The organism is Paraburkholderia sp. BL27I4N3 (genome assembly GCF_003386115.1).
Lineage (GTDB): Bacteria > Pseudomonadota > Gammaproteobacteria > Burkholderiales > Burkholderiaceae > Paraburkholderia.
The window spans coordinates 1,711,663-1,735,032 of sequence record NZ_QREJ01000001.1 but is presented as its reverse complement, the minus strand read 5'-3'; the positions used below and the strand labels follow the sequence as shown (position 1 = coordinate 1,735,032).

Annotated in this window: 23 protein-coding genes and 3 pseudogenes; 6 read left to right on the top strand and 20 right to left on the bottom strand. The window is 59.4% G+C overall.

The window, feature by feature from the left end:
• Positions 1-508: 508 nt before the first annotated feature.
• The 5 genes and pseudogenes from B0G71_RS07975 to B0G71_RS07955 form a co-directional block, all read right to left on the bottom strand.
• Positions 509-1,504: an aldo/keto reductase gene (locus B0G71_RS07975; protein ID WP_116140865.1), complete on the bottom strand. Its 996-nt coding sequence runs from the start codon at positions 1,502-1,504 to the stop codon at positions 509-511.
• 54 nt (positions 1,505-1,558) lie between these two features.
• Positions 1,559-2,731, bottom strand: coding sequence for a pyridoxal phosphate-dependent aminotransferase (locus B0G71_RS07970; protein WP_116140863.1), 1,173 nt, complete (start codon positions 2,729-2,731; stop codon positions 1,559-1,561).
• Between the two features lie 144 nt (positions 2,732-2,875).
• Complete coding sequence (locus B0G71_RS07965) at positions 2,876-4,132, bottom strand: ATP-grasp domain-containing protein (protein ID WP_116140862.1); 1,257 nt, start codon at positions 4,130-4,132, stop codon at positions 2,876-2,878.
• Positions 4,108-5,208: a saccharopine dehydrogenase gene (locus tag B0G71_RS07960; protein ID WP_116140860.1), complete on the bottom strand. Its 1,101-nt coding sequence runs from the start codon at positions 5,206-5,208 to the stop codon at positions 4,108-4,110. The genes B0G71_RS07965 and B0G71_RS07960 overlap by 25 nt, the downstream gene beginning before the upstream one ends.
• A 75-nt stretch (positions 5,209-5,283) precedes the next feature.
• A pseudogene (locus tag B0G71_RS07955) lies at positions 5,284-6,310 on the bottom strand (nitrogenase component 1); the annotation flags it as partial.
• Positions 6,311-6,714: 404 nt separating this feature from the next.
• Here B0G71_RS07955 and B0G71_RS40905 point away from each other — a divergent pair.
• Positions 6,715-6,957: a hypothetical protein gene (locus B0G71_RS40905; protein ID WP_147308664.1), complete on the top strand. Its 243-nt coding sequence runs from the start codon at positions 6,715-6,717 to the stop codon at positions 6,955-6,957.
• Positions 6,958-7,122: 165 nt separating this feature from the next.
• Here the strand turns inward: B0G71_RS40905 and B0G71_RS07950 are convergent.
• A pseudogene (locus B0G71_RS07950) lies at positions 7,123-7,534 on the bottom strand (site-specific integrase); the annotation flags it as partial.
• Between the two features lies 1 nt (position 7,535).
• On the opposite strand from B0G71_RS07950, the pseudogene B0G71_RS07945 reads away from it, so the two are divergent.
• The 5 genes and pseudogenes from B0G71_RS07945 to B0G71_RS07920 all read left to right on the top strand — a co-directional run.
• Positions 7,536-7,766: pseudogene (locus B0G71_RS07945) on the top strand (transposase); the annotation flags it as partial.
• A 580-nt stretch (positions 7,767-8,346) separates the two neighbouring features.
• Positions 8,347-8,793, top strand: a complete 447-nt coding sequence (locus B0G71_RS07935; protein ID WP_258875527.1) for a polysaccharide deacetylase family protein — start codon at positions 8,347-8,349, stop codon at positions 8,791-8,793.
• A 231-nt stretch (positions 8,794-9,024) separates the two neighbouring features.
• Positions 9,025-10,383: a chitooligosaccharide synthase NodC gene (gene nodC, locus B0G71_RS07930; protein WP_116140858.1), complete on the top strand. Its 1,359-nt coding sequence runs from the start codon at positions 9,025-9,027 to the stop codon at positions 10,381-10,383.
• Between the two features lie 274 nt (positions 10,384-10,657).
• The gene (gene nodI, locus B0G71_RS07925; protein WP_116140856.1) at positions 10,658-11,572 is read left to right on the top strand and encodes a nodulation factor ABC transporter ATP-binding protein NodI; all 915 of its coding nucleotides are present in this window, start codon (positions 10,658-10,660) and stop codon (positions 11,570-11,572) included.
• A gap of 3 nt (positions 11,573-11,575) precedes the next feature.
• Positions 11,576-12,364 carry an ABC transporter permease gene (locus B0G71_RS07920; RefSeq protein WP_116140854.1) on the top strand — a complete coding sequence of 263 codons (789 nt, stop codon included), beginning with the start codon at positions 11,576-11,578 and terminating at the stop codon, positions 12,362-12,364.
• A gap of 81 nt (positions 12,365-12,445) precedes the next feature.
• Here B0G71_RS07920 and B0G71_RS07915 read toward each other — a convergent pair whose 3' ends face one another.
• The 14 genes from B0G71_RS07915 to nifD form a co-directional block, all read right to left on the bottom strand.
• Entirely contained in the window at positions 12,446-12,778 is a 333-nt protein-coding gene (locus B0G71_RS07915) for a hypothetical protein (RefSeq protein WP_258875526.1), read from the bottom strand.
• Entirely contained in the window at positions 12,771-13,274 is a 504-nt protein-coding gene (locus B0G71_RS07910) for a DUF2325 domain-containing protein (RefSeq protein WP_258875525.1), read from the bottom strand. The genes B0G71_RS07915 and B0G71_RS07910 overlap by 8 nt, the downstream gene beginning before the upstream one ends.
• Before the next feature lie 53 nt (positions 13,275-13,327).
• A complete protein-coding gene (locus tag B0G71_RS07905; protein WP_309546254.1) occupies positions 13,328-13,816 on the bottom strand; it encodes a hypothetical protein in 489 nt (162 codons plus the stop codon).
• A gap of 312 nt (positions 13,817-14,128) precedes the next feature.
• A complete protein-coding gene (locus B0G71_RS07900; protein ID WP_116140850.1) occupies positions 14,129-14,689 on the bottom strand; it encodes a nitrogen fixation protein NifQ in 561 nt (186 codons plus the stop codon).
• Between the two features lie 11 nt (positions 14,690-14,700).
• The gene (gene fdxB, locus B0G71_RS07895) at positions 14,701-15,006 is read right to left on the bottom strand and encodes a ferredoxin III, nif-specific (RefSeq protein WP_116140848.1); all 306 of its coding nucleotides are present in this window, start codon (positions 15,004-15,006) and stop codon (positions 14,701-14,703) included.
• Between the two features lie 25 nt (positions 15,007-15,031).
• Positions 15,032-15,232, bottom strand: coding sequence for a CCE_0567 family metalloprotein (locus tag B0G71_RS07890; RefSeq protein ID WP_116140846.1), 201 nt, complete (start codon positions 15,230-15,232; stop codon positions 15,032-15,034).
• Positions 15,233-15,256: 24 nt separating this feature from the next.
• Entirely contained in the window at positions 15,257-15,742 is a 486-nt protein-coding gene (locus B0G71_RS07885) for a NifX-associated nitrogen fixation protein (RefSeq protein WP_116140844.1), read from the bottom strand.
• Positions 15,735-16,148, bottom strand: coding sequence for a nitrogen fixation protein NifX (nifX, locus tag B0G71_RS07880; RefSeq protein ID WP_116140842.1), 414 nt, complete (start codon positions 16,146-16,148; stop codon positions 15,735-15,737). Before nifX ends, B0G71_RS07885 begins: the two co-directional genes overlap by 8 nt.
• Before the next feature lie 22 nt (positions 16,149-16,170).
• Entirely contained in the window at positions 16,171-17,562 is a 1,392-nt protein-coding gene (gene nifN, locus B0G71_RS07875; RefSeq protein ID WP_105512105.1) for a nitrogenase iron-molybdenum cofactor biosynthesis protein NifN, read from the bottom strand.
• Positions 17,563-17,587: 25 nt separating this feature from the next.
• Positions 17,588-19,069: a nitrogenase iron-molybdenum cofactor biosynthesis protein NifE gene (gene nifE / locus B0G71_RS07870; RefSeq protein ID WP_116140841.1), complete on the bottom strand. Its 1,482-nt coding sequence runs from the start codon at positions 19,067-19,069 to the stop codon at positions 17,588-17,590.
• Positions 19,070-19,569: 500 nt separating this feature from the next.
• Positions 19,570-19,752 carry a hypothetical protein gene (locus B0G71_RS07865; RefSeq protein ID WP_241975116.1) on the bottom strand — a complete coding sequence of 61 codons (183 nt, stop codon included), beginning with the start codon at positions 19,750-19,752 and terminating at the stop codon, positions 19,570-19,572.
• 151 nt (positions 19,753-19,903) lie between these two features.
• The gene (locus B0G71_RS42505; RefSeq protein ID WP_309546253.1) at positions 19,904-20,092 is read right to left on the bottom strand and encodes a hypothetical protein; all 189 of its coding nucleotides are present in this window, start codon (positions 20,090-20,092) and stop codon (positions 19,904-19,906) included.
• A 175-nt stretch (positions 20,093-20,267) separates the two neighbouring features.
• Positions 20,268-21,827: a nitrogenase molybdenum-iron protein subunit beta gene (nifK, locus tag B0G71_RS07855; protein ID WP_105512107.1), complete on the bottom strand. Its 1,560-nt coding sequence runs from the start codon at positions 21,825-21,827 to the stop codon at positions 20,268-20,270.
• A 74-nt stretch (positions 21,828-21,901) separates the two neighbouring features.
• Positions 21,902-23,365, bottom strand: a complete 1,464-nt coding sequence (gene nifD, locus B0G71_RS07850) for a nitrogenase molybdenum-iron protein alpha chain (protein WP_105512108.1) — start codon at positions 23,363-23,365, stop codon at positions 21,902-21,904.
• Positions 23,366-23,370: the final 5 nt, after the last annotated feature.

Genomic DNA, 23,370 nt, shown 5'->3' with positions numbered 1-23,370 from the left:
AGCGCGACGCAGCGCATTTTATTTGACATGATCCGCAATCTCCGCCATCAACTCATTGTACCGGCGCAGGTCGTCCGTGCGCAACCAGGAGCGCCCCGCTGCCGCCTGGCGAACGAGTCCGGTACGTCGGCGTCAGTCCATGACGCCATGATGGACACCAGCCGGGCATCGCCGTTGTAGAACATCACGCGGCCTCGCCCCAGTTCTGTCGTCGTGTGCGACGTGAAGGCGGCTACCGCGCTGAGGATGGAATGGATGGATGATTTCGGCCGTTGCGATCGCCTGATCGTCGTCACGAAAAGCAGTTGCTGACTTACGATAAAGCAAGGTCGAGCAAGGGGTGCTTCTTGCCCAACGCCACATTCTCGCCCGACCTCGTAGTCACCGTTTCTCTAGCTTGGCCGAGGCAAACTCCGCAATCGCGTCACTCCTGTTTCGATTTGAACAACAAACCCTTCAAGCTTAACTGGCCAAATTAAACACATTTGATCGTACAGACGCACAGCGCTCAGCACCCTAACACTTTTAAGATCGCTTCGGGCAACCGGTTGCCCTTCACCTGGATCTTCGATGCTTGCTCACTGATCTGGCTCACGTCCTCCTCAGTAAAGGCGAGGTCGAGGGCGCCTAGATTCTCCTCCAAACGGTGCAGCTTGGTTGTGCCGGGAATCGGCACGATCCATGGCTTTCGCGACAGCAGCCACGCCAGCGCAACCTGGGCCGGTGTGGCGTTCTTATGTGCGGCGAAAGCCTTGAGCACGTCGACCAGCACTAAGTTCGTCTTGCGCGCCTGCGGGGAGAACCGCGGGACGGTATTGCGAAAGTCCGTCGGATGGAACCGGGTGTACTCGTCGATCCTGCCCGTCAGAAAGCCGGCGCCTAGAGGACTGAACGACACGAAGCCAATACCGAGTTCTTCCAGAGTCGACAACAGCTCCGCTTCTGGCCCGCGCCAAAACAGCGAATACTCGCTCTGGACGGCCGTCACCGGTTGCACGGCATGGGCGCGACGGATGGTCTGCTCGCCCGCCTCAGACAGCCCGAAGTGTTTGACCTTGCCGTGAGCAATGAGGTCTTTGACCGCACCGGCTACATCCTCAATCGGGACCTCAGGGTCGGCGCGATGTTGATAAAACAGGTCGATCCGGTCGGTGCGGAGACGCTTCAGGCAGGCTTCCGCCACCGTCTTCACATGTTCTGGGCGACTGTTCGTACCGCCCCTGCGCTCACCTGTCGCCATGTCGATGTCGAAGCCGAATTTCGTGGCGATAACCACCTGATCGCGGATCGGTTGCAACGCCTCCCCGACAAGCTCTTCGTTGACAAACGGCCCATAGGATTCGGCCGTGTCGAACAGCGTAACGCCGCGATCATGAGCCGCTCGAATCAGCTTGATCATTTCGTTCTTGTCGCTCGGCGGCCCGTAGACCGCGCTCATGCTCATACAGCCAAGGCCGAGGGCAGAGACTTCCAGATTGCTCTTTCCGAGTTTGCGGATCTTCATAGTTTTGCCTCCTTGCTGACATGACCGCCATTATCAGTAGGTCCGAGCGAATTGTTAGCGACGTCGCCGAACGAAATCCTCGATCCGATTGCAGGCCTCATTGAGCTTCGGCTCATCCACCACTAGTGCCAGCCTCACGAAACCGTTTGCAGTCGGACCAAAGCGACTAGCATCGAGCAGAGAGACGCCTTTCTCTCGGAGCAGTTGCCACGTGAAGTCGTGTGTGCCTATTCCCGTTCCCCGAATGTCGATCATCATGAAGATGCCCGCCTCTGGAAGCAGGCATTGAAGATTCTGAACGGCATTCAGGCGCTGAAACACGGCATCACGCCGCCGGCGATACACGTCTCTCATCTGCGCGACCACGGAACGACGGTGTTCGAGCGCCGCCAATCCAGCTTGTTGGATGAAACCCGGTAGTCCATACAACATGCAAAGTGCCAGTCGACCCAGATGATCGATCGCTGCCTCCGGCCCGATTACCCAGCCTAGCCGCCAGCCGGTCATTGCATGCGACTTTGAAAAACTGCCTAACGTCAACGTTCGGCTCGCCATGCCTTCCAAAGACGCGATGCTAATGTGGTCGCGCTCAAAAGTGAGGTCCGCGTATACCTCGTCAGAGACGACCCATAAGTCGCGCTCGCGCGCCAACGCGGCGATCTGTTCAAGATGTTCGCGCGGCATGACCACGCCAGTGGGATTGCAGGGCGTCGCGAAGAAGATTGCGCGTGTGCGCGCGGTAACTGCGGCTCTAAGCGCCTCGCAGTCGAGATGGAAGCCATTCGCGGCGTCCACCGCTACGGGCACGAGGGTGGCGCCGGAGGCGCGAATTGCAGCTTCGTACGTCAGATACATCGGCTCTGGCACGAGCACTTCGTCGCCGGCCTCGCAGACGCAGAGCGACGACGCGAACAGTCCGTTCTGCGCGCCGGCACAGACGATTACATTCGCCTTGGTGACGGCACGGCCGCTGTCGGCCTGATGTTCAGTCGCGATCGCCTCACGCAGGTTATCCCGACCGGCGCCGCCGGTATAATGTGTATCGTCTTCGTGCAGGGCCGAGATGGCACGTTCAACGACGGGAGCGGGAGTCGGGAAATCCGGATCGCCAACGCTGAGCACGATCACATCTTCGCCTTGAACGGCCGCCAGCCTAGCCGCCCTGTGAATGTCCCACGCCGACGTTCGCTCGCCCTGCAAGCGCTCGACGAGATTCGCAAATTTCAAGTCTATCTCCCTCTTCGGAATGCCAGGCGAACTCCGCTCGCTTGTTGAACATGCATCTTTCTGTGCTCCTAGCGAAAATCTAACAATTTACATAGGATACCGAAAACCCAGTTAGTCCACCGACCCGGTCGTTGGGGATGTTGCCTATGCCTCCAATACATGCTGAAACATTTTTGCCTCGAGTTCCCGGAAGCGGACATAGTCCATGTCCAAGGTTTGATTATCACTGGACAAGAGGAACGCATATCCCGGTCGCCCTCGGCTGCCGTGCGTCTTTGTCAGATAATCGCCGATCTTCGGGAATACAATCATCCGGTCCAGTGTCGCCAATTCGCCAAATCGAATGAGATCTGGATTGTTCACAACATATCCTTCCCGATTCGAACACATGTAAACAAACCTTAGGCCTTTTTGTCTTGACCCACGCAATGCGTTCACTCGCCTTTGAAACTGTCCGGAATTCAATACCGTCTCAACCATCACAGAAAGTTGACTGTATCCCTGCGCCTCCTCGACGGCCGCGAAGAGTTGAGCGCCGGTCAGACGCGCGCCGCACTCGATAAGCCGCGGTCCATTGACCGTCAGCATCACCTCACTGTGTGCCGCGCCGTTGCGAATTCCCAGCGCGTCCAGCGTCTCAAGAACATATTTCTCGACCCTCTCGAAAATTTCCGTCCGCCGCATTACGAGTTGGGCATACTCGTCTGTCGAGATTGTGTCCACCAAGCCACCAACGCCGATCCACATATCGGTGACAAAATGATGGCCCTCACAACTGACACTATTTACCATCAACTCCTGGCCTTGAAGACGTTCTTGAATTACGAATTCCGTATTGATTACTCCTGTCACGTTCGGTTTCCCATGAGTGGTCACGAAGGCAGCTTCTATGTCCTTCGCATTCGAACAAAGTGCGACACCATCCGACTTCGCTCCCATTGTTGGCTTCAATATGACCGTATCCAACTCAGATTCACTGTACCAGGCGAGAAGCTCGCAGAGCGACCGCGAAGCGAATTGCCTCATACTGGATATACCAGCCTTCTTAAGTGCTTCGATCATATGAAATTTGTTTCTGCGAGCCTGCGTTGTTCTGGCGTCATTTCGCGGAACAGCGAAATTATCGGCTAATAAATCTGCTAGTACGACACCGGACTCACTACCGGGCATGATTGCTTTAACTGAATACCCGCGCAGATTTTCGAGTATTCCCGACATGCCGGTCGATTCGAAATGAAAGTTGGCAATGTAGTCAACCGGCTTGTAGCCAAACCGCGACGTTTTTTCTGTTGAGCTAATGTGTATGCACTCGTATCCATGGCCGATGAAAGCCGGTGCCAAATATCGCCCCGACGACCATCCATCAACAATCACAATCACGTTTTTGCTTCTGGTTTGCATTTTTTCGTCCTCGCAAGACTCGCGGCGAAATTGAGATATGCAGTCCCCCACGCTGAGTCGATGTAGTAGCCTCCGCTTATAAAAAGCTCACAAAGGAAAGGGAATAACTCTCTACTTATTGCCGAACTCGCGTCCACAGGTAACAGCGACGCAACATTGTCCAATGCGACTATATCAACGGAGTTTTCCCCTGAACCACACGTCTGTCGTGGTTTGGAGAAATCGGTCGACTCTCGATAAATACGTAGTGGGTTGTACGGACTGGCCGCGTCGCAACTTACGTCGCCAATCATCGAAAGCCGATGCGGCTTTTCGAGCATTTTTGGGTGGAGCAGTGTCGTCGTTGTTTCGTCTGACCGTATGCAGTTGAAAAAGATGTCGAAATCTAGAAGCTCATGACGTGAGTCTGAGGCAGTCTCCGTCCTTCCCCAACATTCGTGACCGAGGCCAACGGTCTCCAACAGGTAGCGCACTCCCGATCCAGTCACTCCCCGTGCACCAGCTATGAGGATCCTAGCGTTTCTTACTTTTTCGATCCTCCGCTCCAGAAACTCTACTAGCTCTTCAAAGCTACTATGGAACGTTTTCTCTAGCGATACTTCTGCCGCATTACTCATCTTTCGTTCCATAAGTTCCAGCGTCACGGCCGCCCCACATACACCCGCCCAGAAACTTACTCCTCGACTCACAAGCTCCAAACCCCGAAAGTCTCGAAGATACTCAAGATCGAGCAGCGTGCCTCCGCCTCGGCGGAACCGGTCTAGCACCTCAACCGCGCCCGTCTGTTGCTTGAAAACATGGCCAAAATAAATGTGAGTATGGCGGACCTCGTTGACGTCTTCACTTAGCTCTTTCAGTCCTAGAATGTACGCATCGGAAGGCGCGTTTTGCCAAGAATGCGACTTGACGATCTCACACCCGACTTTTTCGTATTGCTCGTCCGGGAAGCACCGAATGGGCGAATGCTCTACGGTCACTACAATGCCTTTCTTGGCCAACATCGCAGCATGAGCCGGTACAAGGGGCGTGCGGCGCTCAAAACGTTTGCTTTCGCATCGAAGCCAGATGTGATTCATGAAGCCCTCCTCAGCCAGTAAGAGACATACCTCGATCGCTTCGCGAGACCGGGGAATACCTGTGCCATGATGCCGTCATCGGACGATGTCATAGCTGTAATCGCTCTTCGACACAGAAATCGTGCTCGCGTGCAGTGCTTCGAAAAGTTCGTCGACCAGTGCCAGCAGTATCCGCAATCCGCCGCCCCCCAAGTCGGGTAGCAGTGGTAGTGGTGACGGTCAAATATAGGGAATACAAGCGCACGAGGGATGTCCCGGTGTGGCGCTCCAGATACTTGCCATGGGTGTTGCCGATCAGGAACTGCACCGGCTCTATGAATAGCAGCGAGAAGGTGCCAAGGTCGCGCATTGGGTAAACCTTGCATTGTGCACCGTATGGCGACGCGTCCAAAAGCGCCCGCACTTTCGACGCGCAGCGATCGGTACCGTTGGTGGACAGAACGTGCGCTGGCTCCTCGCTAACTTCCCGCAGAAATTGAGTGAATCCGAGCGTCTGGTCGGCATCGCCATAGAGTGCATAGCGCTTTCCGTGTAGATTCGGCTGAGTGTCCGCCATGGCATCGACTAGTTGTCACAGCTCCATTTCAAGCTCTGCAGGAATCCGCCTTCCCGTCATAAGGAAATGGTCGGTACCTACGACGCCGATGGGCGCGTTCAACGCGATAATCTCCTGGTCGTGCTCGGCGGTGAATCTCCTCGCCTTCTCGCAACAATATTCGTGGAACACCGATGTCGCTTTTGCGTTCAGCGCGCATCCTACTCCCTCCTTTGTCGCTCCCCCGTTGTACATCCGGAAGTCGCCATCGGTCGATGCGTTCCATATCTCAGATGGATCGCAGATGTTGACCGTCACGCCGAATAGATCGAAGTTTCGCCGAATCCCCCTCATGTTGCCGACGACGAAGTCGTCGTCTCCGCCGATAAAGTTCGCGCTGTCGTCCGGCACGCGTGCAAGCGGGGCGGCAGTTCCGGCCTTACCGCGCCAAGAGCGCTTCAGAATGCCCGGTAGCGCATTGTCACAACCGGTCACATGGTTTCCAAAAAACGCGGGCGTGTGTGCGAACGGCACATCGTAGTCTTCCCGTACGCTACCCTTCTGCTCGCCGATCCCACCTTTTCCGTCGAAGGTGATCTGCCGAAGTTGAGACATTGTCGTACTCCAATGAGATAGAAGGTGAAAGCCAGGGTGCGAGTTTGGGCTGCAAAGCCGCGACCATGTCCTCAGCCAGCGGTTCGTCCCGTCTGTCTTCTTCCGTCGAGTCACGCGTCGGTCGGATTGTGTTCGCGCGGATCGCTCTCACGCAGCTATCGTGCCATGTGCGTACGAGGCGTCGAGAGCCCAGCCGAATAGGGCTTTTCGCAAGTTTCCGGAATTGTGGCTTGCGACGTTCGCGACGTCAGCTTCCCGACAAACCCGCGAGTCTTTGTCGCAAATGCAACTCGAGCGCGGGTTCATCTCCATGCTTTGGCGTCTTCACCATCGCCCAAACCCGATTCGGCGTTGGTATGAACGTTGCAAAACCGCTTGGCCGTTTGCCGTTTGCCGTTTGCCGTTTGCCGTTTGCCGTTTGCCGTTTGCCGATGATGCACGAACCACCGTCCTTTTTGCGAGTGCTCGGTTATTTATTAGGTATGCTAATGGCCTATGTGTTCATCCGCTGCGAACCCGATAGAAACCCGTTGTCCCGTTTGCAGCACGATGGGCGTGTCGTTGACGCCGTCTTCAAGGGACGCACAAGCACTTGTTGACGGCAGTGTAAATCCGACACCAGACGGTGGCGCAAGGACCAGTGCAAGATTCGGCCATGCCCCGCAGGCGTCGCCGCCCGCGAGGTGAGGAAGACAGACTCAGAACCCGGCCCCGATGTTGTCGATGTCGGCATCGCTGGGTGGTAACGCTGCTCTCGGATCAGCTGAGAGGATAAATTCCGACTTGTGCACCATTGTGAGCAGCGGGAACTTGATAGCCAGATGCCGCGTTGGCAACGTGGGCGTCCGTTCCAGTGCCTTGAAGAAAACATGGATTTCGGTGGGCGTCAGTGCCCGGTCGCGAGGCTTGAACCGCGCGATGACTGACGGCCAGATGGCTTCTGCCGGGTTGTCCACCTTCAGCCCCCTAGCCTGTACGAAACGGCAGGCCTGCAGCACGATATCGTGTGCCTGCACCGGCGAGAGCGGCGGCTCTCCGTTCCCTGATCTTTTTGCACCTAGCCATCAGGCGCGAAGGTGTGATCTCTTCGAGTTTCAGGTGCGCAAACTCCGTCGCGAGATTCCGGTTGTAGACAGACTTTCTTATGGCATGCGTCGACTCCGCGAGGCTGACTTTCACCAATCAGCGCATACGCCGTGCGGGCGGAGACGTCGACAAGGTGCAGCACCGCAAGAACCGCAACAAGTCGAAGATCCGGGCGCGTGTCGAACATGTCTTCGCGGTCGTGAAGCGACTGTGGCGCTTTACGAAGGTACGCGATCGCGGGCTGGCAAAGAACGGTCGAAACGACACGGCTCGAAATCCGCTTCATGACTTCGAGACGTTCAAATCGCGAACACGTCGCTAATTTGGCGCCTTGTTCAGCGCAGCCCCCAGGCATTGCCAGCAACGCACGCGCGCCATCGCCACTGCTTGACGCGCTGACCGGCCAGGACGATATCCATACGGATCGTCATGAAACACCGGCTCCGCGATGGGTTCCAAATATTTGTTTGACCATCTTCTGCGATTCTGTCCGACACCGTCAGGAGGGTCGTCTCGAACGGCACACGCGCTCAACGATCATTCGGGCGGCCACGATCTGCCACCCACTTCATCTACATACCGTAAAGCGCATTTCTGAACGTATCCACGTTATAGATGAAAGGCATCGACACAATCGATTTTACAAATCAATTCTTGTGCTGCACAGTGAGAACCGTCGTTACGGAAATGTGAGTCTAGCTGATTGATCGAACACTTCATATTTATAAACCTAAGTAGTACGACAGATTTAGGTATGTCTCCATGATGCCCACACTTTCGGATGTATCTCTCGACACGCCACCTAAGCTTACCGAAACCGTGCCCGTCGCGGCCTTCCGGATGGGACGATCGACCGTGGAGCCGCATACTGGCTCGATAATTGAACGAAACGGGCCAGATCTGTGAAGGTCCTCGATTGCGTATCCGAGGCGCGCGACGAGTGCCACGATCGCGCCGGACGTCGCGACGTCTACTTGACGTTTGACGACGGCCCTAATCCACTTTGCACACCGGACGTCCTCGATGTGCTGGCAGAACACCGGGTGCCAGCAACGTTCTGCGTCATCGGTGCGTACGTAGAGGACCAGCCGAAGCTGATCCAGCGAATGATCGCCGAGGGACACGAGATTGCCAATCACACGATGACTCATCCGGATTTGTCTGGATGCGAACCTGATGAAGTACGACGCGAAATATTGGACGCGAAGAGGATCATCCGGATGGCGTGTCCCCAGGCCACAGTTCGGCATATGCGTGCCCCTTACGGAATATGGACGGACGAAGTGGTCGTTGAAACGGCAAAGGCGGGGCTGGCGGCTCTTGACTGGTCGGTCGGTCGACCCGCGTGACTGGTCTCGCCCCGGCGTCGATGCGATTGTCAGCGCAGTGCTGGCCTCTGTCCGGCCTGGCGCAATTGTGCTCTTGCACGACGGATGTCCTCCCGGCGAGTCAGGACGGTGCTGTCATGCTGGGCTGCGCGACCAGACCCTCATGGCGCTTTCCCGCCTGATTCCAGAACTGCATGACTGCGGATTTGTAATCAGCTCGCTACCCCTACCACCCTGAACAAACCGACATCTATGAATGCCATTGCCACAATCAGCACTGCCCCGGTTTTGTTGTATGCACTACTCTCGACTGTTTACAAAAGCGTACAGGCCCTCCATGGCCTACCGACGAGTGGTCCGCCGAAGTCGCCCAATGCCGCCGACTCCAACTTTCTGCCTGACGTGGACATCATCGTGCCGTGCTTTAACGAGCAACCGCGCACGCTCTCGGCGTGCCTGGAGTCCATTGCAAACCAGGACTACGCCGGAAAACTCCGGCTCTATGTGGTTGATGATGGTTCTGCGAATCTCGACGCTGTGAGGCCGGTATACGATGCGTACACACGCGACCCGAGATTCAACCTCATTACGCTCCCCCAAAATATGGGAAAGCGCAAGGCACAAATCGCCGCAATACGCGCTTCATCCGGGGAACTGGTACTCAACGTCGACTCGGACACGACGCTGGCGCCCGATGTCGTCAAGAAGCTCGTATTGAGAATGCGAGACACGACGATAGGCGCCGCCATGGGTCAGTTGACGGCCAGCAACCGGAGCGACACCTGGCTGACCCGCCTGATCGATATGGAGTACTGGTTGGCTTGCAACGAAGAACGCGCGGCACAGGCTCGCTTCGGCGCTGTTATGTGTTGCTGTGGTCCGTGTGCCATGTACCGCCGGTCCGCGCTTCTTTTGCTCTTAGACCAGTACGAGACACAGTTTTTTCGGGGGAAACCGAGCGACTTCGGCGAGGACCGCCATCTCACGATTCTCATGCTGACCGCAGGTTATCGGACAGAGTACGTTCCGGATGCCATTGCGGCGACAGTCGTTCCGGACAGACTGGGGGCGTATCTGCGCCAACAACTGCGCTGGGCGCGCAGTACGTATCGGGACACGTTGCTTTCGCTGCGCCTCCTGCCCTGTCTCGATCGCTACCTTACGCTGGAGGTGATCGGACTGAATCTGGGCTCGCTATTTCTCGCCTTATCGCTTCTAGCGGGGCTCGCGCAGCTCGCATTGACAGCGACAGTGCCGTGGTGGACTGCCCTGATAATCGCATCATGGACCATGATCCGCTGTAGCGTGGCATCGGTTCGCGCTCGCCAGATTCGATTTCTTGGCTTTTCTCTTCACACACCTATTAACCTCTTTCTCTTGCTCCCGCTGAAAGCCTATGCGCTGGGTACATTGAGCAATAGCGATTGGCTGTCCCGTGGCTCTGCAGGCAACGTATCGAACATTCGTGAAAAACAGCCCGACACTCCGGATCCGGTTACAAAGCCGAACATGACTTCAGCGTCAAGAGTTGCGACTCCGCACCGTCGACCGGATCACGCGTGTGAGTCTTCAACGTTAGCAACGTCTGACGAAGCATTCGATGGCAATTAGTTAATCGGACATATAGGATCTCGAGTATTGCGCCACCCCAGAATCGCCCACCGTCGGCAGTCGTCCGCTTGAGTGCGATCGTCTCACGCAATGGCTCAATTGCCGCCTTCCCAACGCGAGTGCATTCACCGGAATCCTGGTACTCCATTGTCAGTAACTCTTCCGCATGGCAGGCAAAGGATCTTCTATCGGCTAGGGCGTTTTCAATCGGGCCGCGGCAGCAAAACGGCTTCTTTTTCTCCAAGACGAGCGCGTAATTTTCCTTCTTATCTCCATGTCCAAAGCAGCAATCAGCTTCGCCGGTGTAAGGAAGTCATATGGCGACAAGATCGTAGTCGACGGATTGTCGTTCAGCGTCGCGCCTGGAGAGTGCTTCGGTCTGCTAGGGCCAAATGGCGCGGGCAAGAGCACGACGCTGCGTATGGTTCTCGGCATGGCGCCGCCCGACGCAGGCAAGATCATCGTGCTCGGGGAGCCGGTGCCGGCGCGCGCTCGCTCGGCACGTATGGGCATCGGCGTGGTGCCGCAATTCGACAACCTCGAGTCCGGGTTCACCGTGCGCGAGAACCTTCTGGTATTTGGGCGCTACTTCGGCATGAGTACACGTGAAATTGAAACGGTCGTGCCGTCGCTGCTCGAATTCGCCCGCCTCGAAAGCAAGGTCGATGCGCGCGTCACCGAACTATCCGGTGGCATGAAGCGGCGGCTGATGCTGGCACGCGCGCTGATCAACGATCCACAGTTGTTGGTCATGGACGAGCCTACAACGGGTCTCGACCCGCATGCGCGCCACCTGATCTGGGAACGCCTGCGTTCCCTGTTGGCGCGCGGCAAGACGATCCTCTTGACCACCCATTTCATGGAAGAGGCCGAGCGGTTGTGCGACCGACTGTGTGTGCTGGAGGAGGGTCGAAAGATCGCCGAAGGCGGGCCTCGCGCGCTGATCGCAGAACAGATCGGGAGCCACGTGGTCGAGATCCACGGCGGCAATCCGCATGAGCTGCGCACGTTGATCGCGCCGCACGCGCAGCGTATCGAGGTCAGTGGTGGGACCCTCTTCTGCTATGTGTCCGATCCGGAACGGGTGTGTGTACAGTTGCGCGGGCGCGCGGCGCTGCGCCTTTTACAGCGTCCAGCAAATCTCGAGGATGTCTTTTTGCAGTTAACCGGGCGCGGGATGAAGGAGTGAACGATGAGAGAGTTTTATGCAGCGGCCCTGCCCGCGAACGTGTGGAACTGGGTTGCAGTGTGGCGCCACAACTATCTGGCATGGAAAAAAGTCGCGTTTGCCTCGATTCTCGGTAACCTTGCCGATCCTATGATCTATCTGTTCGGCCTCGGCTTTGGTTTCGGGATAATGGCAGGTCGCGTCGATGGCGCATCTTATACCGAGTTTCTCGCAGCGGGTATGGTCGCGACGAGCGCGATGACCGCCGCGACCTTCGAAACGATTTACGCAGCTTTCTCTCGCATGCATGTTCAGCGCATGTGGGACGCGATCCTGTGCACACGGCTCACGCTCGGCGATATCGTTCTTGGTGAACTGGCATGGGCCGCCACCAAGGCCTTTTTTGCCGGCATCGCCGTCATGGTGGTAGCCACCGTGCTGGGTTATGCAGCGTGGTCATCCATTCTCTACGCGTCGCCTGCCATCGCCCTGACTGGCCTCGCCTTCGCGAGTCTGGCGATGATCCTCGCGGCGCTTGCACCCAGTCACGATTACTTCGTGTTCTATCAAACGCTCGTTCTCACGCCCATGGTGCTCCTGAGCGGCGTGATCTTCCCGATCAGTAAGTTACCTGCCGTTTTTTGCGACGTAGCGCGCTTCTTACCGCTGGCGCATTCCGTCGACCTTATCCGTCCCCCGATGCTCGGACACCCGGTGGTCTCTGTTGCCCTGCATATTGGTGCTCTCTGCATTTGCACGGTGTTGCCGTTCTTCCTGTCGGTGGCACTGTTACGTCGACGCCTCATGTCTTAATGCCTGCTATGGCCAGTACGAGTGAGTAGGAACAACACCATGTCGTACAACGCGAACGCTTCGTGTATCCGCGCACGCGCCTCATCCGCCGACGGTATCCCCGCACCCGATATAGCACCGGAAACGAGTCGCGATGTGGGCAAACAGCAGCGTCAGCGCGCTGCTGATCGCGTACGACCTGTAGTGATGGTCGGCGAGCCACACCTCGTGGTAGCCGAACGTTTGGGCGGCCGGCGCATTACGCACGGTTTGCGTCAGCGCATCGCGCGTCGCCGTCGGGGTTCTCGACGTTGAGGAAAAGGCCGTAGCGTTGTGCGGAATCCGACATGGCCGGCCCTCTCGTGGAAAGACCACGTCAAAGGCAATTTTGCGCCCACATCTCGCGCTATGTAAAGTCATGACGACGTCAGCCATGCCTCAGGCAGAAGCGCGACGCTGCGACCACGCCGCGCGGCTGGGCAGGCCGAGCCCGCAACACGCCCGCAATGAAGCTCGTCACGCTCGACGAACGCAAAGCAGACCACGGCGCGCGGTGACGCGCGCACAACCGCCGCAGCGCGACCAGCGAGTCCGGGTCGATCAGATCCAATGGGCACAGCACCCGGTAGGCGCCTGACAGCAAAGCCGCGAAGCCTTCGGCACGGCCATCGTCGTCGATGGTCCCGGTGTGATGAACGAACTCGCCTCCGGCCGCTTCCACCAGCGCACGCAGCACGGCGTTGATGCTTGGCCGCCCGCCTACATAAACCCATCGACGCCCGCTCAATGCGCGCGTCAATACGCGGTCGTCAAGCAGCGCCTGCTCAACCGCGAACAACTCGTGCTGCAGGCTCGCGACATGTGCCCGCGCGCGCTCCAGCGACAGGCTCGCACTGCTGTCGGGAAGGCATGTGCCGCGGTTCTGATTCATGACGGGCTGCGCTTCGGATCGCACCGTTACGGCAACGGCAGACGGCATGGGTCTCATGGCGAGCGCCTCGTGGCATGGCCCGTAAGCCGTTCGCCCGCTGCCGGAGTGAGAAACCAGCTACGCTCCGTGTCGTACGTGTAGCGCGTCCGACCGGCATGACGCGCGTGCGGCGCCAGCCGATGCTCGGACAGCGGCTTTGCCCGGCCCCAGGAGTCGGCGCGCAGCGCGGGCGGGAAACCGACGTCGTCGAACGCGTAGCAAAGTTGAACCAGCCAGGGTTCGCGGCCCTCTTCGTCAAGCAGCAACGGCGGCCTGGTGCCCGCCTGCAGATGCGCATGCCATTCGCCGTAATACAGCAGCTCGCCGCAGGACTCGACCACGAAGTCGGCCACCCGCGACGCGACACAATCGAAGCGGTGACCGACGCGTGCAAAAAGCAGCATAAGTCTGAGCCGCTGCAAGTAGCACAGCGCCAGATCGCGCAACCCCGCTTCGTCGCTGATCGCGAGTAGCCGGCGCGGCGGTTGCGGCAGGGCGGGCACGCAGGCGGGCGTCAATGCCCGGGCGCACGGCCCCTGCTGCTGCGACTCCGCAACGGGCCATTGCAGCGTCAGGTAGCAGGCCCGGGTGCAGGGTGTACAGCGAGGGCGGCGCCCCGGGGACGCAGCAGATTGGAACGAATCCATAGGTGCGTAAGGTTTGTGGTGCGATTTCTCGGTTAGATGCCAGAATAGATAACGATGAGCATGCTTGAGCAAGTCCGGCTCCTTCTCACTGTGGATCTACCGAAGAAGCCTGGCAAAGCGGACCGGCGACGCACCTGCTCAACGGGGGCGCGGGCCGGCCATTTTTGCCTACTCCGCGCCAAAGCAAAGCGCGTGGTCCGAACAGACGTCACAACTCGGTGCCTTGCAGATGAACAGGCCCTCGCGCTCGCAGAGTTGCTTGTAGAAGAACTTCTTCCACTTCATGTCATGCGTATTCTTCGCGGCCAGTCGCGGAAACCAGTGGCTGATCAACGCGGACAACTCGCGCCGCGACGGCAGAAGCAGGTCTTGCCAAAGGTGGTTTTGCCCGAGGCTCGCGCAGGCCAATGCATGGGCGACGCAGTTCGCCTCGTCTGCCGGCCCGGCGGGCGGATCGGCATGGTGATTGAGCAACGCCACCAGGTCTTCCAGTTCGTCGTCACGCGGCATCGTGGCGGGCGGCAACGCACACGTAAGACCGAGCGCCGGCCCGGCACCCGGGAACCAGCGCGCGAGCATCCGGCGCGTCTGGTCGGCGTCCAGTCCGCGCATCGGTAGCACATGGAGGCCGTGGTGCTCGAACCCGCTCGACAGCACGCCGGCCAGTGCCAGCACGGTGGGATCGCCCGCATCCACCGCGCACGCCATCAGGGTTGCATAGGCGTTCATCGCGTCATCGCTCAGAGAACGGCCGCCGTGTGCGTGTAGCACTTTTTCGGGCAGATCTTCGCGCATGCGGTGCAGCCGACGCACAGTTCCCGATGCACGACAGTCATCACCTTCTTCTCGTACTCGTCGTCTTCATCGTCGCCGTCCAGTGCGATGTGCGCGCCGTCCTCGTCAAGCCCGACGAGTTGCAGCACGCCACGCGGACAGACACGGAAACAACGTCCGCAACCAATGCATTTTTCTTCGTCGAGCCTGTTGACGAAGGTCGGCGTCCAGGTGGCGCCGCTCGGCAGCGTAACGCTGAAGATATCGCTCATGGTGTGGCTCCGTGGCTTCGCTGGTTCAGGCCGCTGCCGCAGCGGCAGCCTTGCGGGCTGCCATCAGCGCGGCGTGGGCGTCATGGCAGCGCCGGGCGACAGCGAGAATGTTCTCCCAGTTGGTCGGGAGTTCCTCTGAGAGGTCGTGCAGGTCCAATTTCGCCCGGGTCGCTTGCGCGTTGAGTTTCTTCAGGTGCGCCTTGAGTTCATCGGCATCGGTGCTCATCGTCTCGGCCCCCTCACAATTCCTTCAGGCACTGTACTGTGCGACGGCGGGGTACGTCCGCATCAGCTCGACCGCTTCGCCGAGTAGCTTTGCGCCAGCCTCGCCGAGCTTCTCCAGCGAAGCGAAGCCGAACCGGTGTACGTCGCGCAACTGCTTGTTGACGACAACGAGCCGCCCCGCGAGCAAAACCATGCGGCCGAAGCCCTCGTGGCTCATCTTCATCATCGGCGAAACCATTTGGCCGGTCTCACGCTCGATCGCCACCGCAATCGCGCTATAGAAAAGCTCGAGCCGCCACAGCGTTTCGGGGTCGGGGTCGCCCATGATCGGAATCGCGCGGCGTTCCTCGGGCGTGTGGATGTACGGCTTGAGCAGTTGCAGGTCGGTCTTTCCGTCCCACACGCCGTGGGCATCCTGCGCGCGCAATTGCCTGACGAGCTGCTGCACGAACGGTGCGCGCAGCAACATTTCGTCGCTGGCCTCGGACGGAATTGCGGATGATTCAGTCATGGGATACCTCATCGTCTTCAAAGTCGTATACTCGTTCGCCATCCTTCGCCAGCGCCTTGCGCAGCCACGGCGGCGGCGTGCCCTTCAGCACCTGTTGCAACTTGCCGAGAATCTCCTCGATGGACTCGGGCCGCGGCACCTTGATCGGGTGAATCTTCAGCGCAACCACTCGCGCCGCGGCCGAGCCGCCGATTGCGGCGACGTACAGGATCGCGCAATCCTTTACGGCTTCGAGCTTGGGCGCGAGCTTGTCCTCGTCGCCGTCCTCTTCGAGCTTGCCACCAAAGTCGAACGCCTTGACGAACCGATAGCCGTCCGGTGTGACGTTGTAGGTGACGATGCTTCTCGCCCAGCCAAAATGCGCATCGACGAACTGCCTGTCCTGGGTGGCGAACGCGATCTTCATGCTGTGTGCTCCTTTAGGTGGGTCAGGCACCGGCCGCGACGACAGGAATGTTCGCTTCCCGCGCCGGATCGCGCGCGGCCAGATCGATAGCGGCCTGCGGCAGCGGCCAGTCGCCCGGATCGTGATGCGGAATCTGCTCGATCATCAGGTTGGCGATCTCAAAGATCAGGTTCATCGTGCCGCGGTAGCCGACGTAGCGTCGATGTGCGTTTCCAATCCGGTCGAAGACCGGAAAACCGATCCGGAAGAGCGGCTTTTGCAGGTGCTCGGCCATCTGCCTGCCGTGCGAATGGGTGATCAGCAGGTCGCAGTCCGCCGCGGCGCGCTCCATATCTTCGAGATCGCCGATCACGACCTGATCAGCGGGCAGCAACGCGTGCGCGGGCGATCGCGTCGTGCTGATGCAGCAGCGCAACTGCGCGCCCATCTCATGCAGCATGCTGCCCACCGCGAACAGCAGATCGGGCTCTGCGCCGATCGCGACCTTGATGCCTCCAGTGTAGAAATGGCCGTCTAGCATCGCATCGAGCAATTGGCTGCGCTGACGCCGGTATTTCGCGGGAACGGGTCGTCCTGCGCGCTGCGCGAGCAAGTGCAACAGACGGTCGTTGGGTTCCAGTCCGGTGAGCCGCCCGAACACTTCGAACGGTGTGCCGGCGATAGCATGCAATGCCTCCGCACCGTCGCGCGTCTGCTCGCCCACACCGATCGTAAATGCCGATGCACCCGCGGCCCGGATCTCCGCGAGCGTGGTACCGCCCAGTGTGGTGCCGCGCCAGTCCGGCGCGATATGGCCGTCGAGCGAGCCGGAAATGTCGGGCAGCACAATGACATCAAAGCCGAACGCTTCGATGATCTCGCGCAGTTCGTCGATGTCGCCAGGCGACAGATGGCTGCCGGGCAGCAGCGTCACCTGATTGGCCACCGTTGGCAACGCCTTGACCAGCGCGTTGACGATGCCGGTAATCGCATGCCGGTAGCCGTCTTCGAATGCGCCGACATAGTCGGGGGTCGACACATAGACGATCTCAGTGTCCTTGAGTTCGGGCTTGCGTTTGCGCACGGTAACGAGATAGCCGGCCACGTCGTCGCCCTCGGTCTCGGTGAGACCTGTTGAACAGATCGCGATGACCTTCGGCGCAACGCGCTTGCGGATGTTGAGCAGCGCGGCCTCGATGTTCTCGTAGCCGCCGAGCACCGCGGTGACTTCCTCCATGGCCGTCGTCTGCAGCGGGATCGCCTCCCTGAAGTGGCGCACCAGCAGCACGAGGCCGAACGACGTGCAGCCCTGCGAGCCGTGCATCACGGGCATGCAGGCATCGAGCCCAAGGAACGCGAGGCTCGCGCCCAGCGGCTGGCTCATCTTGAGCGGGTTGACCGCACAGGCTTTCATAGATTCGACGACATCGGCCATGGCATGTTCTCGAGTTCAGGGGGCGTCAGGTCGGTATACCGGGTTCGAGGCTCATCGCCCACGCCGCGACGCTCGACAGTGGGCGCGCGGCTTGCGTTTGGACCACACCGAGCGCTCCCCCGTCTTCACCCCACGGAGCAGCGATGCGCACCTGTTGCCACACCGGGTTGTAGATCGCGCGGTCGATCTCGTACACCAGCTCGACCATCCCCTCGTAGCCGCCATAAGGGTGGTGGCGTTCCTGGTTCATGTCGAGCCACGGTATGCGGGCCTTCAGTGCGACGAACTGTGAGCGGCCACCGGACAGCATGATGTCGGCCCGCGCGTCCCGGAGCATCGCGTACATCTCGCGCGGCGCCATGCCGTCGATCATGTGGGCGTCGTCGCCCATGATCTCCCTGATCTTGTCCTTGTCTTCCTTAGTGCTCTTCTTGACGCTGGTGCCGACGATTTCGAGCCCTGCTTCCTGCAGCGCGGAAACCACCGACCAAGACTTCACGCCACCTGTGATAAGCAACACCCGCTTGCCGGTAAGGCGCGCTTTGTAGTGTGCGATGCGCTCCCACGCGCGCGCTTCCTCGACGGCGATCAGGCGCTCGGTCCGCTCGAGCAGATCGTCCGGCGCGCCCTGCCGCACGAGCAGGCTGGCGATATGGCGCAGCGTGTCGCTCATGTCGCCGATCCCATAGAACGAGCCCTCAAAGTAAGGGATGCCGTAGCGCCGCTGCATCTTTGTCGCGATGTTGATCATCGACTTCGAGCAGACCATCATATTGACCTTGGCGCGATGCGAACTTGCGATCTCGTTGTAGCGCCCGTCGCCGGAGATGCACGAGAGGATACGGATGCCTAGCGCGTCGAGCAGCGGCTTGGTCTGCCAGAGTTCGCCCGACAGGTTGTATTCGCCAATGACGTTGATGTCATACGGCGTCGTGTACTCGGGCTCGCGCGTGCCGATCACATAGTTGAGGATCGCCTCGCCGCCAAGCTTGTTGCCCAGATTCTTCGGCCCGGCGAAACCGGGGGAAAGGACCGGAATCACCGGCTTGCCAAATTGTTCGGTGGCGCGCTTGCAGACTGCCTCGATGTCGTCGCCGATCAGCGCAGTGACGCAGGTCTGGTAGACGAACACTGCGGGCGGATCGTATTTCTCGATGATTTCGCGCACGCTCCTGAACAGGCGCTTCTCGCCGCCGTACACCACGTCGAGTTCGTTGATATCGGTGGTGAAGCCGATGCGATAGAGTTGCGAACCGGATGAAGCGGCGTGCCGGTTGTCCCACGAGTTACCTTCACAGGCAATCGGCCCGTGCACGAGGTGTGCGACGTCCACCACCGGCTGCAAAGCGATCTTCGCGCCGTCGAACGCGCACCCGCCTGCGGCCGAACCCGGCGAAAGCTGCTTCGTGCAGCCCCTTTTGCGTTCCTTCTCGCTCTTGCCTTGATTCTTGTCGCAACCCGGCTCGTCGAAAACTTCGGCGATTTGGGCATTGAGCGAAACAGACATGACATGCTCCTGATGGATGGACGTTTCTCTAGTGGCAAGTTCCATACCACCGGGAAACGCCTTGAAAACGTGCCAATTGGCGCTGAAGCGCGTCGCTCGCGCGCATCGCCATGGCGGGTTTGAACGGTTTGCGACAGACGGTTCGCGACACAGAAAACGACAACACACGTTCACTGCCTGCCTTGCCGTTCCGTATGGAGCAGGACCCGTGCGATCGCATTCGCGCGCGCCTCCAGCAACGCATCCGGCCCCAAGGGTTCGCGAACCGCCAGGTAAGCAGTCAGCACGCGGCGCATCCGTGGAGCTTTCGCGTAGTCCGTCTACCATGACCGGGATACGCCGCGAAGTCGCAGAGACAGACTTCCAGCAAGCGCTCGAAGCGCTCAGGCCTGATCTCGGCCGGTACGCGTTCGAGCAATGCACCGAGCGCGCCTGCGCGCATATCCCATGCGCTATTTCAGTGTGCATGCGCCATTCGGGCTCCTGCCCCGCTGGGCGGCTCAGTCGTCGTCGGCCAGCACTTCGAGCGCCGCCAGTTGCTCATACTCGTCGCCCACCGCGCAGATCGACAGGTACTCTGCCCGTCCGTTCGCATCGGAAACGTCGTTGACCAGCGCGAGCAGTTCGTGCGCCGTTACCTCGTCATTGATCTCCGCGAGGCTCAACGGGTCGAACGCCGCCACCTCGCGCTCAAAGTCGTCGTAAGCGAACCACGCACGCAGCGCACTGAGTCACACTGCTCGACTACATAAATCATGCCCCGCTCCCTCGCTGAGGTTCGTCACGCAGGCTAGCTACATGCAGCGCAGCAATTTCGTTTTCAGCGGTGCCCCGCTACTCGACACCCTCCGCCGCAATCTTCGCCCACACCGCTCGAGGTAACCACGGCGCGATGCCCGCCGGGCTCGCGCCGAACTGCCGCCGAGCCGCCGACATCGCGCTCTGTGCAATCGCAATCTCCTCGTGCGTCAACGGCAACCGGCGGCCACATGCGCGGCCTCCCGGCAGCACCTGGGCGATCACCTGCCGGTTCGGGTGTTCGAGCAGCGGGACGAGGTGGTCGGCCTCGCCCACACCGGCCAGGCAAACCTAGCCGCTGATGACCTCGACGTTACGGCCGTCCTGCGTCATCTTGACCAGAACTTCATCTGCCACGCCCGATGTATCTGCTGTGTCTGCCATCGCCGCGCTCTCCTCGTCAGCGAATGATGTCGTAGCTGTAGTCGGTCTTCGCCACGTCGATCGTGTTGGCGTCGAGCGCTTCGAAGAACTCGTCCAGCAGCGTGACCAGCACCCGCAACGCACCTTCATAGCCCCAGGTCGGAAAGCGATGGTAATGGTGGCGATCGAAGATCGGGAACACCATGCGTATCAGCGGCGTTTTGGTATCGCGCTCGAGATATTTGCCGTAGGTGTTGCCGATCAGGAAATCCACCGGCTCGGTAAACAGCAGTGAGCGCATGTGCCACAGATCGCGTTTCGGATACACCTTGCAGCCGGCGCCGTAGGGCGACGCGTCGAACACCGCCTGCACCTTCGCAGCCCAGGTTTCGTTGCCGTTGGTCGCCAGAACGTGCGCCGGCTCGGCGCCGAGTTCCAGCAGGAACTGCGTGTAGCCCAGCATCTGGTCCGGGTCGCCGTAGAGCGCAAAACGCTTGCCGTGCAGGTGAGCCTGGCTGTCGGCCATCGCATCGACGAGCTGGCCTCGCTCCTTCTCCAGTTGCACCGGAATCGGCTTGCCGATCACGCGCGAGATTTCCATCAGGAACCGGTCGGTGCCCGCGACGCCAACCGGCGAGTTCAGCACCACCACTTCCTGGCCATGCTCGCCAATGAACTTGCTGGTCCTCTCGCAGCAGTATTCCTGGAACACGAAGGTCGCCTTCGCGTTCAACGCGCGCTCGACCTCCTCCTTGGTCGTGCCGCCTTCGTACATCCGGAACTCGCCGTCGGTCGGCGTATTCCACGTTTCGGATGGGTCGCAGATGATGTTCACCGTCACGCCGAACAGATCGAAGATGCGGCGAATTTCCTTCATGTTGCCGACCACGTAGCCGTCGAAGCCACCGATGAAGTTGACGCTGTCGTCGGGCACGCGCTCAAGCGGCGTCGCTGTGCCGGCCTTGCCGTCCCAGAAGTGCTTGAGGATGCCGAGGAGCGCGTTGTCGTAGCCGGTCACGTGGCTGCCGACGAAGGCCGGCGTGTGCGCGAACGGCACGTCATAGTCTTCCGGCACGCTGCCCTTCTGCTTGCTGTTCTTGATGAGCGCGTCGAGGTCATCGCCGATCACTTCCGCCATGCAGGTAGTGGAGACCGCGATCATGTCGGGCTTGTACAGGTTGTACGCATTTGCGAGGCCGTCGATCATGTTGTTCATGCCGCCGAACACCGCCGCGTCTTCGGTCATCGACGAGCTGACGCACGAGGTTGGCTCCTTGAAGTGACGCGAGAAGTGCGAGCGGTAAAACGCTACACAGCCCTGCGAGCCATGCACAAAACTGAGCGTCTTGTGAAAGCCGATGGCCACGTACACTGCGCCGAGCGGCTGGCAGGCCTTGGCCGGGTTGATGGTGAGCGAGTCGCGTGCAAAGTTCTTTTGCCGGTAGTCTTCGCTCTTGGTCCACTCGACGATTTGCTTGACCTGCTCGTCTGAATGGTTGAACTCGAAATTTTCCTTTTTCGCCTGGAAAATTTTCTGGTACTCGGGCTCACGGAACAGGAATTCCTGGTCGAGAATGTGGTCTGCGGATTGGGGCACGGGATGCTCCTGATATTCAATTCAATGGCCTGCCGGCCGCTGATCAGTCCGGTGATCGGTGCGGTGGCCGGCGCTTAGGGGGTTTTCTTCCAGGGCGCCTTGGCGAGCCCCCACACCGGGCTGGAAATAGCCATGTCCATGTCGCGCGCGAAAATGGCGTAGCCGTCGTAGCCGTGATATGGACCGGAATAGTCCCAGCTGTGCATCTGGCGAAACGGCACGCCCATCTTCTGGAACACGTACTTTTCCTTGATGCCGGAGCCGACCAGATCGGGCTGGACCTGTTCGACGAACCTCTCAAACTCGTAGCCGGTCACGTCGTCGTAAATCAGTGTGCCGTCCTTCACGTAGTGCGTGGTGCGCTGATAGTCGTCGTTGTGGCCGAATTCGTAGCCGGTGCCGACCACGTTCATGCCGAGGTCTTCGTAGGCGCCGATCACGTGGCGCGGACGCAGGCCGCCAACGAACAGCATTACGGTCTTGTCCTGCAGGCGCGCTCTGAACTTCGCGTTCACCGCATCGACCAGGGGACGATACTTGGCGATCACCCTCTCCGCGTTGGCTTTGATGGTGTCGTCGAAGTGGCTGGCGATCTCGCGCAGGCTCTTCTCGATCATCGACGGGCCGAAGAAGTTGTATTCCGTCCATGGAATGCCGTACTTCTCTTCCATGTGCCGGCTGATATAGTTCATCGAGCGGTAGCAATGCAGCAAATTGAGCTTGGCCTTGGGTGTATTCTCGAGCTCGGCGATCGAGCCGTCGCCCGACCATTGTGCGATCACACGCAGGCCGATCTCTTCGAGCAGAATCCGGCTCGACCAGGCATCGCCGCCGATGTTGTAATCGCCGATGATCGCAACATCATAAGGCGTCGAAACAAATTCGGGCCGCTTGTCCGGATCGGCCTTGTCGAATATCCAGTCTCGAATCGCATCGTTAGCCAGATGGTGGCCCAACGACTGGCTGACGCCGCGAAAACCTTCGCAGCGCACCGGCAAAATGGTGTGCCCTTCATACTGTGCACTCTTCTTCTTCGAGACGGCCTCGATGTCGTCGCCGATCAGGCCGATCGGGCATTCACTCTGGATCGAGATGCCCTTGTTCAGCGGAAACAGTTCCTGAATCTCGTCTATGATCTTGTCGAGCTTCTTGTCGCCGCCGAAGACGATGTCCTTTTCCTGGAAGTCCGACGTGAACTGCATCGTCACGAAGGTGTCGATACCGGTAGTGCCGATGTAGTAGTTGCGACGCGCGCCCCACGAGTACTGGCCGCAACCGACCGGACCATGACTGATGTGGATCATGTCCTTGATGGGCCCCCAGACCACGCCCTTTGAGCCGGCGTACGCGCAACCGCGAATCGTCATCACGCCCGGCAATGACTTGATGTTTGATTTCACGCCACAGTCGGGCTTGCCGTCCTCGAAGGTGCCCAAATGCTTGGCGCGCCGTTTGGCCATTTTCTCCGGATAGGCCGTCAGCACTTCATCGATCAAGGCCTTGTTCGCGGCCTTGCGCTCTTCAACTGTGACGCTCATGGGAA

Bases quoted from the DNA above. Each gene is read 5' to 3' on its own strand.
- B0G71_RS07975 (WP_116140865.1), bottom strand. From the start codon at position 1,504: ATGAAGATCCGCAAACTCGGAAAGAGCAATCTGGAAGTCTCTGCCCTC.
- B0G71_RS07965 (WP_116140862.1), bottom strand. From the start codon at position 4,132: ATGCAAACCAGAAGCAAAAACGTGATTGTGATTGTTGATGGATGGTCG.
- B0G71_RS07960 (WP_116140860.1), bottom strand. From the start codon at position 5,208: ATGAATCACATCTGGCTTCGATGCGAAAGCAAACGTTTTGAGCGCCGC.
- B0G71_RS40905 (WP_147308664.1), top strand. From the start codon at position 6,715: ATGAACGTTGCAAAACCGCTTGGCCGTTTGCCGTTTGCCGTTTGCCGT.
- nodC (WP_116140858.1), top strand. From the start codon at position 9,025: ATGAATGCCATTGCCACAATCAGCACTGCCCCGGTTTTGTTGTATGCA.
- nodI (WP_116140856.1), top strand. From the start codon at position 10,658: ATGTCCAAAGCAGCAATCAGCTTCGCCGGTGTAAGGAAGTCATATGGC.
- B0G71_RS07920 (WP_116140854.1), top strand. From the start codon at position 11,576: ATGAGAGAGTTTTATGCAGCGGCCCTGCCCGCGAACGTGTGGAACTGG.
- B0G71_RS07915 (WP_258875526.1), bottom strand. From the start codon at position 12,778: ATGGCTGACGTCGTCATGACTTTACATAGCGCGAGATGTGGGCGCAAA.
- B0G71_RS07910 (WP_258875525.1), bottom strand. From the start codon at position 13,274: ATGAATCAGAACCGCGGCACATGCCTTCCCGACAGCAGTGCGAGCCTG.
- B0G71_RS07900 (WP_116140850.1), bottom strand. From the start codon at position 14,689: ATGAACGCCTATGCAACCCTGATGGCGTGCGCGGTGGATGCGGGCGAT.
- fdxB (WP_116140848.1), bottom strand. From the start codon at position 15,006: ATGAGCGATATCTTCAGCGTTACGCTGCCGAGCGGCGCCACCTGGACG.
- B0G71_RS07890 (WP_116140846.1), bottom strand. From the start codon at position 15,232: ATGAGCACCGATGCCGATGAACTCAAGGCGCACCTGAAGAAACTCAAC.
- B0G71_RS07885 (WP_116140844.1), bottom strand. From the start codon at position 15,742: ATGACTGAATCATCCGCAATTCCGTCCGAGGCCAGCGACGAAATGTTG.
- nifX (WP_116140842.1), bottom strand. From the start codon at position 16,148: ATGAAGATCGCGTTCGCCACCCAGGACAGGCAGTTCGTCGATGCGCAT.
- nifN (WP_105512105.1), bottom strand. From the start codon at position 17,562: ATGGCCGATGTCGTCGAATCTATGAAAGCCTGTGCGGTCAACCCGCTC.
- nifE (WP_116140841.1), bottom strand. From the start codon at position 19,069: ATGTCTGTTTCGCTCAATGCCCAAATCGCCGAAGTTTTCGACGAGCCG.
- nifD (WP_105512108.1), bottom strand. From the start codon at position 23,365: ATGAGCGTCACAGTTGAAGAGCGCAAGGCCGCGAACAAGGCCTTGATC.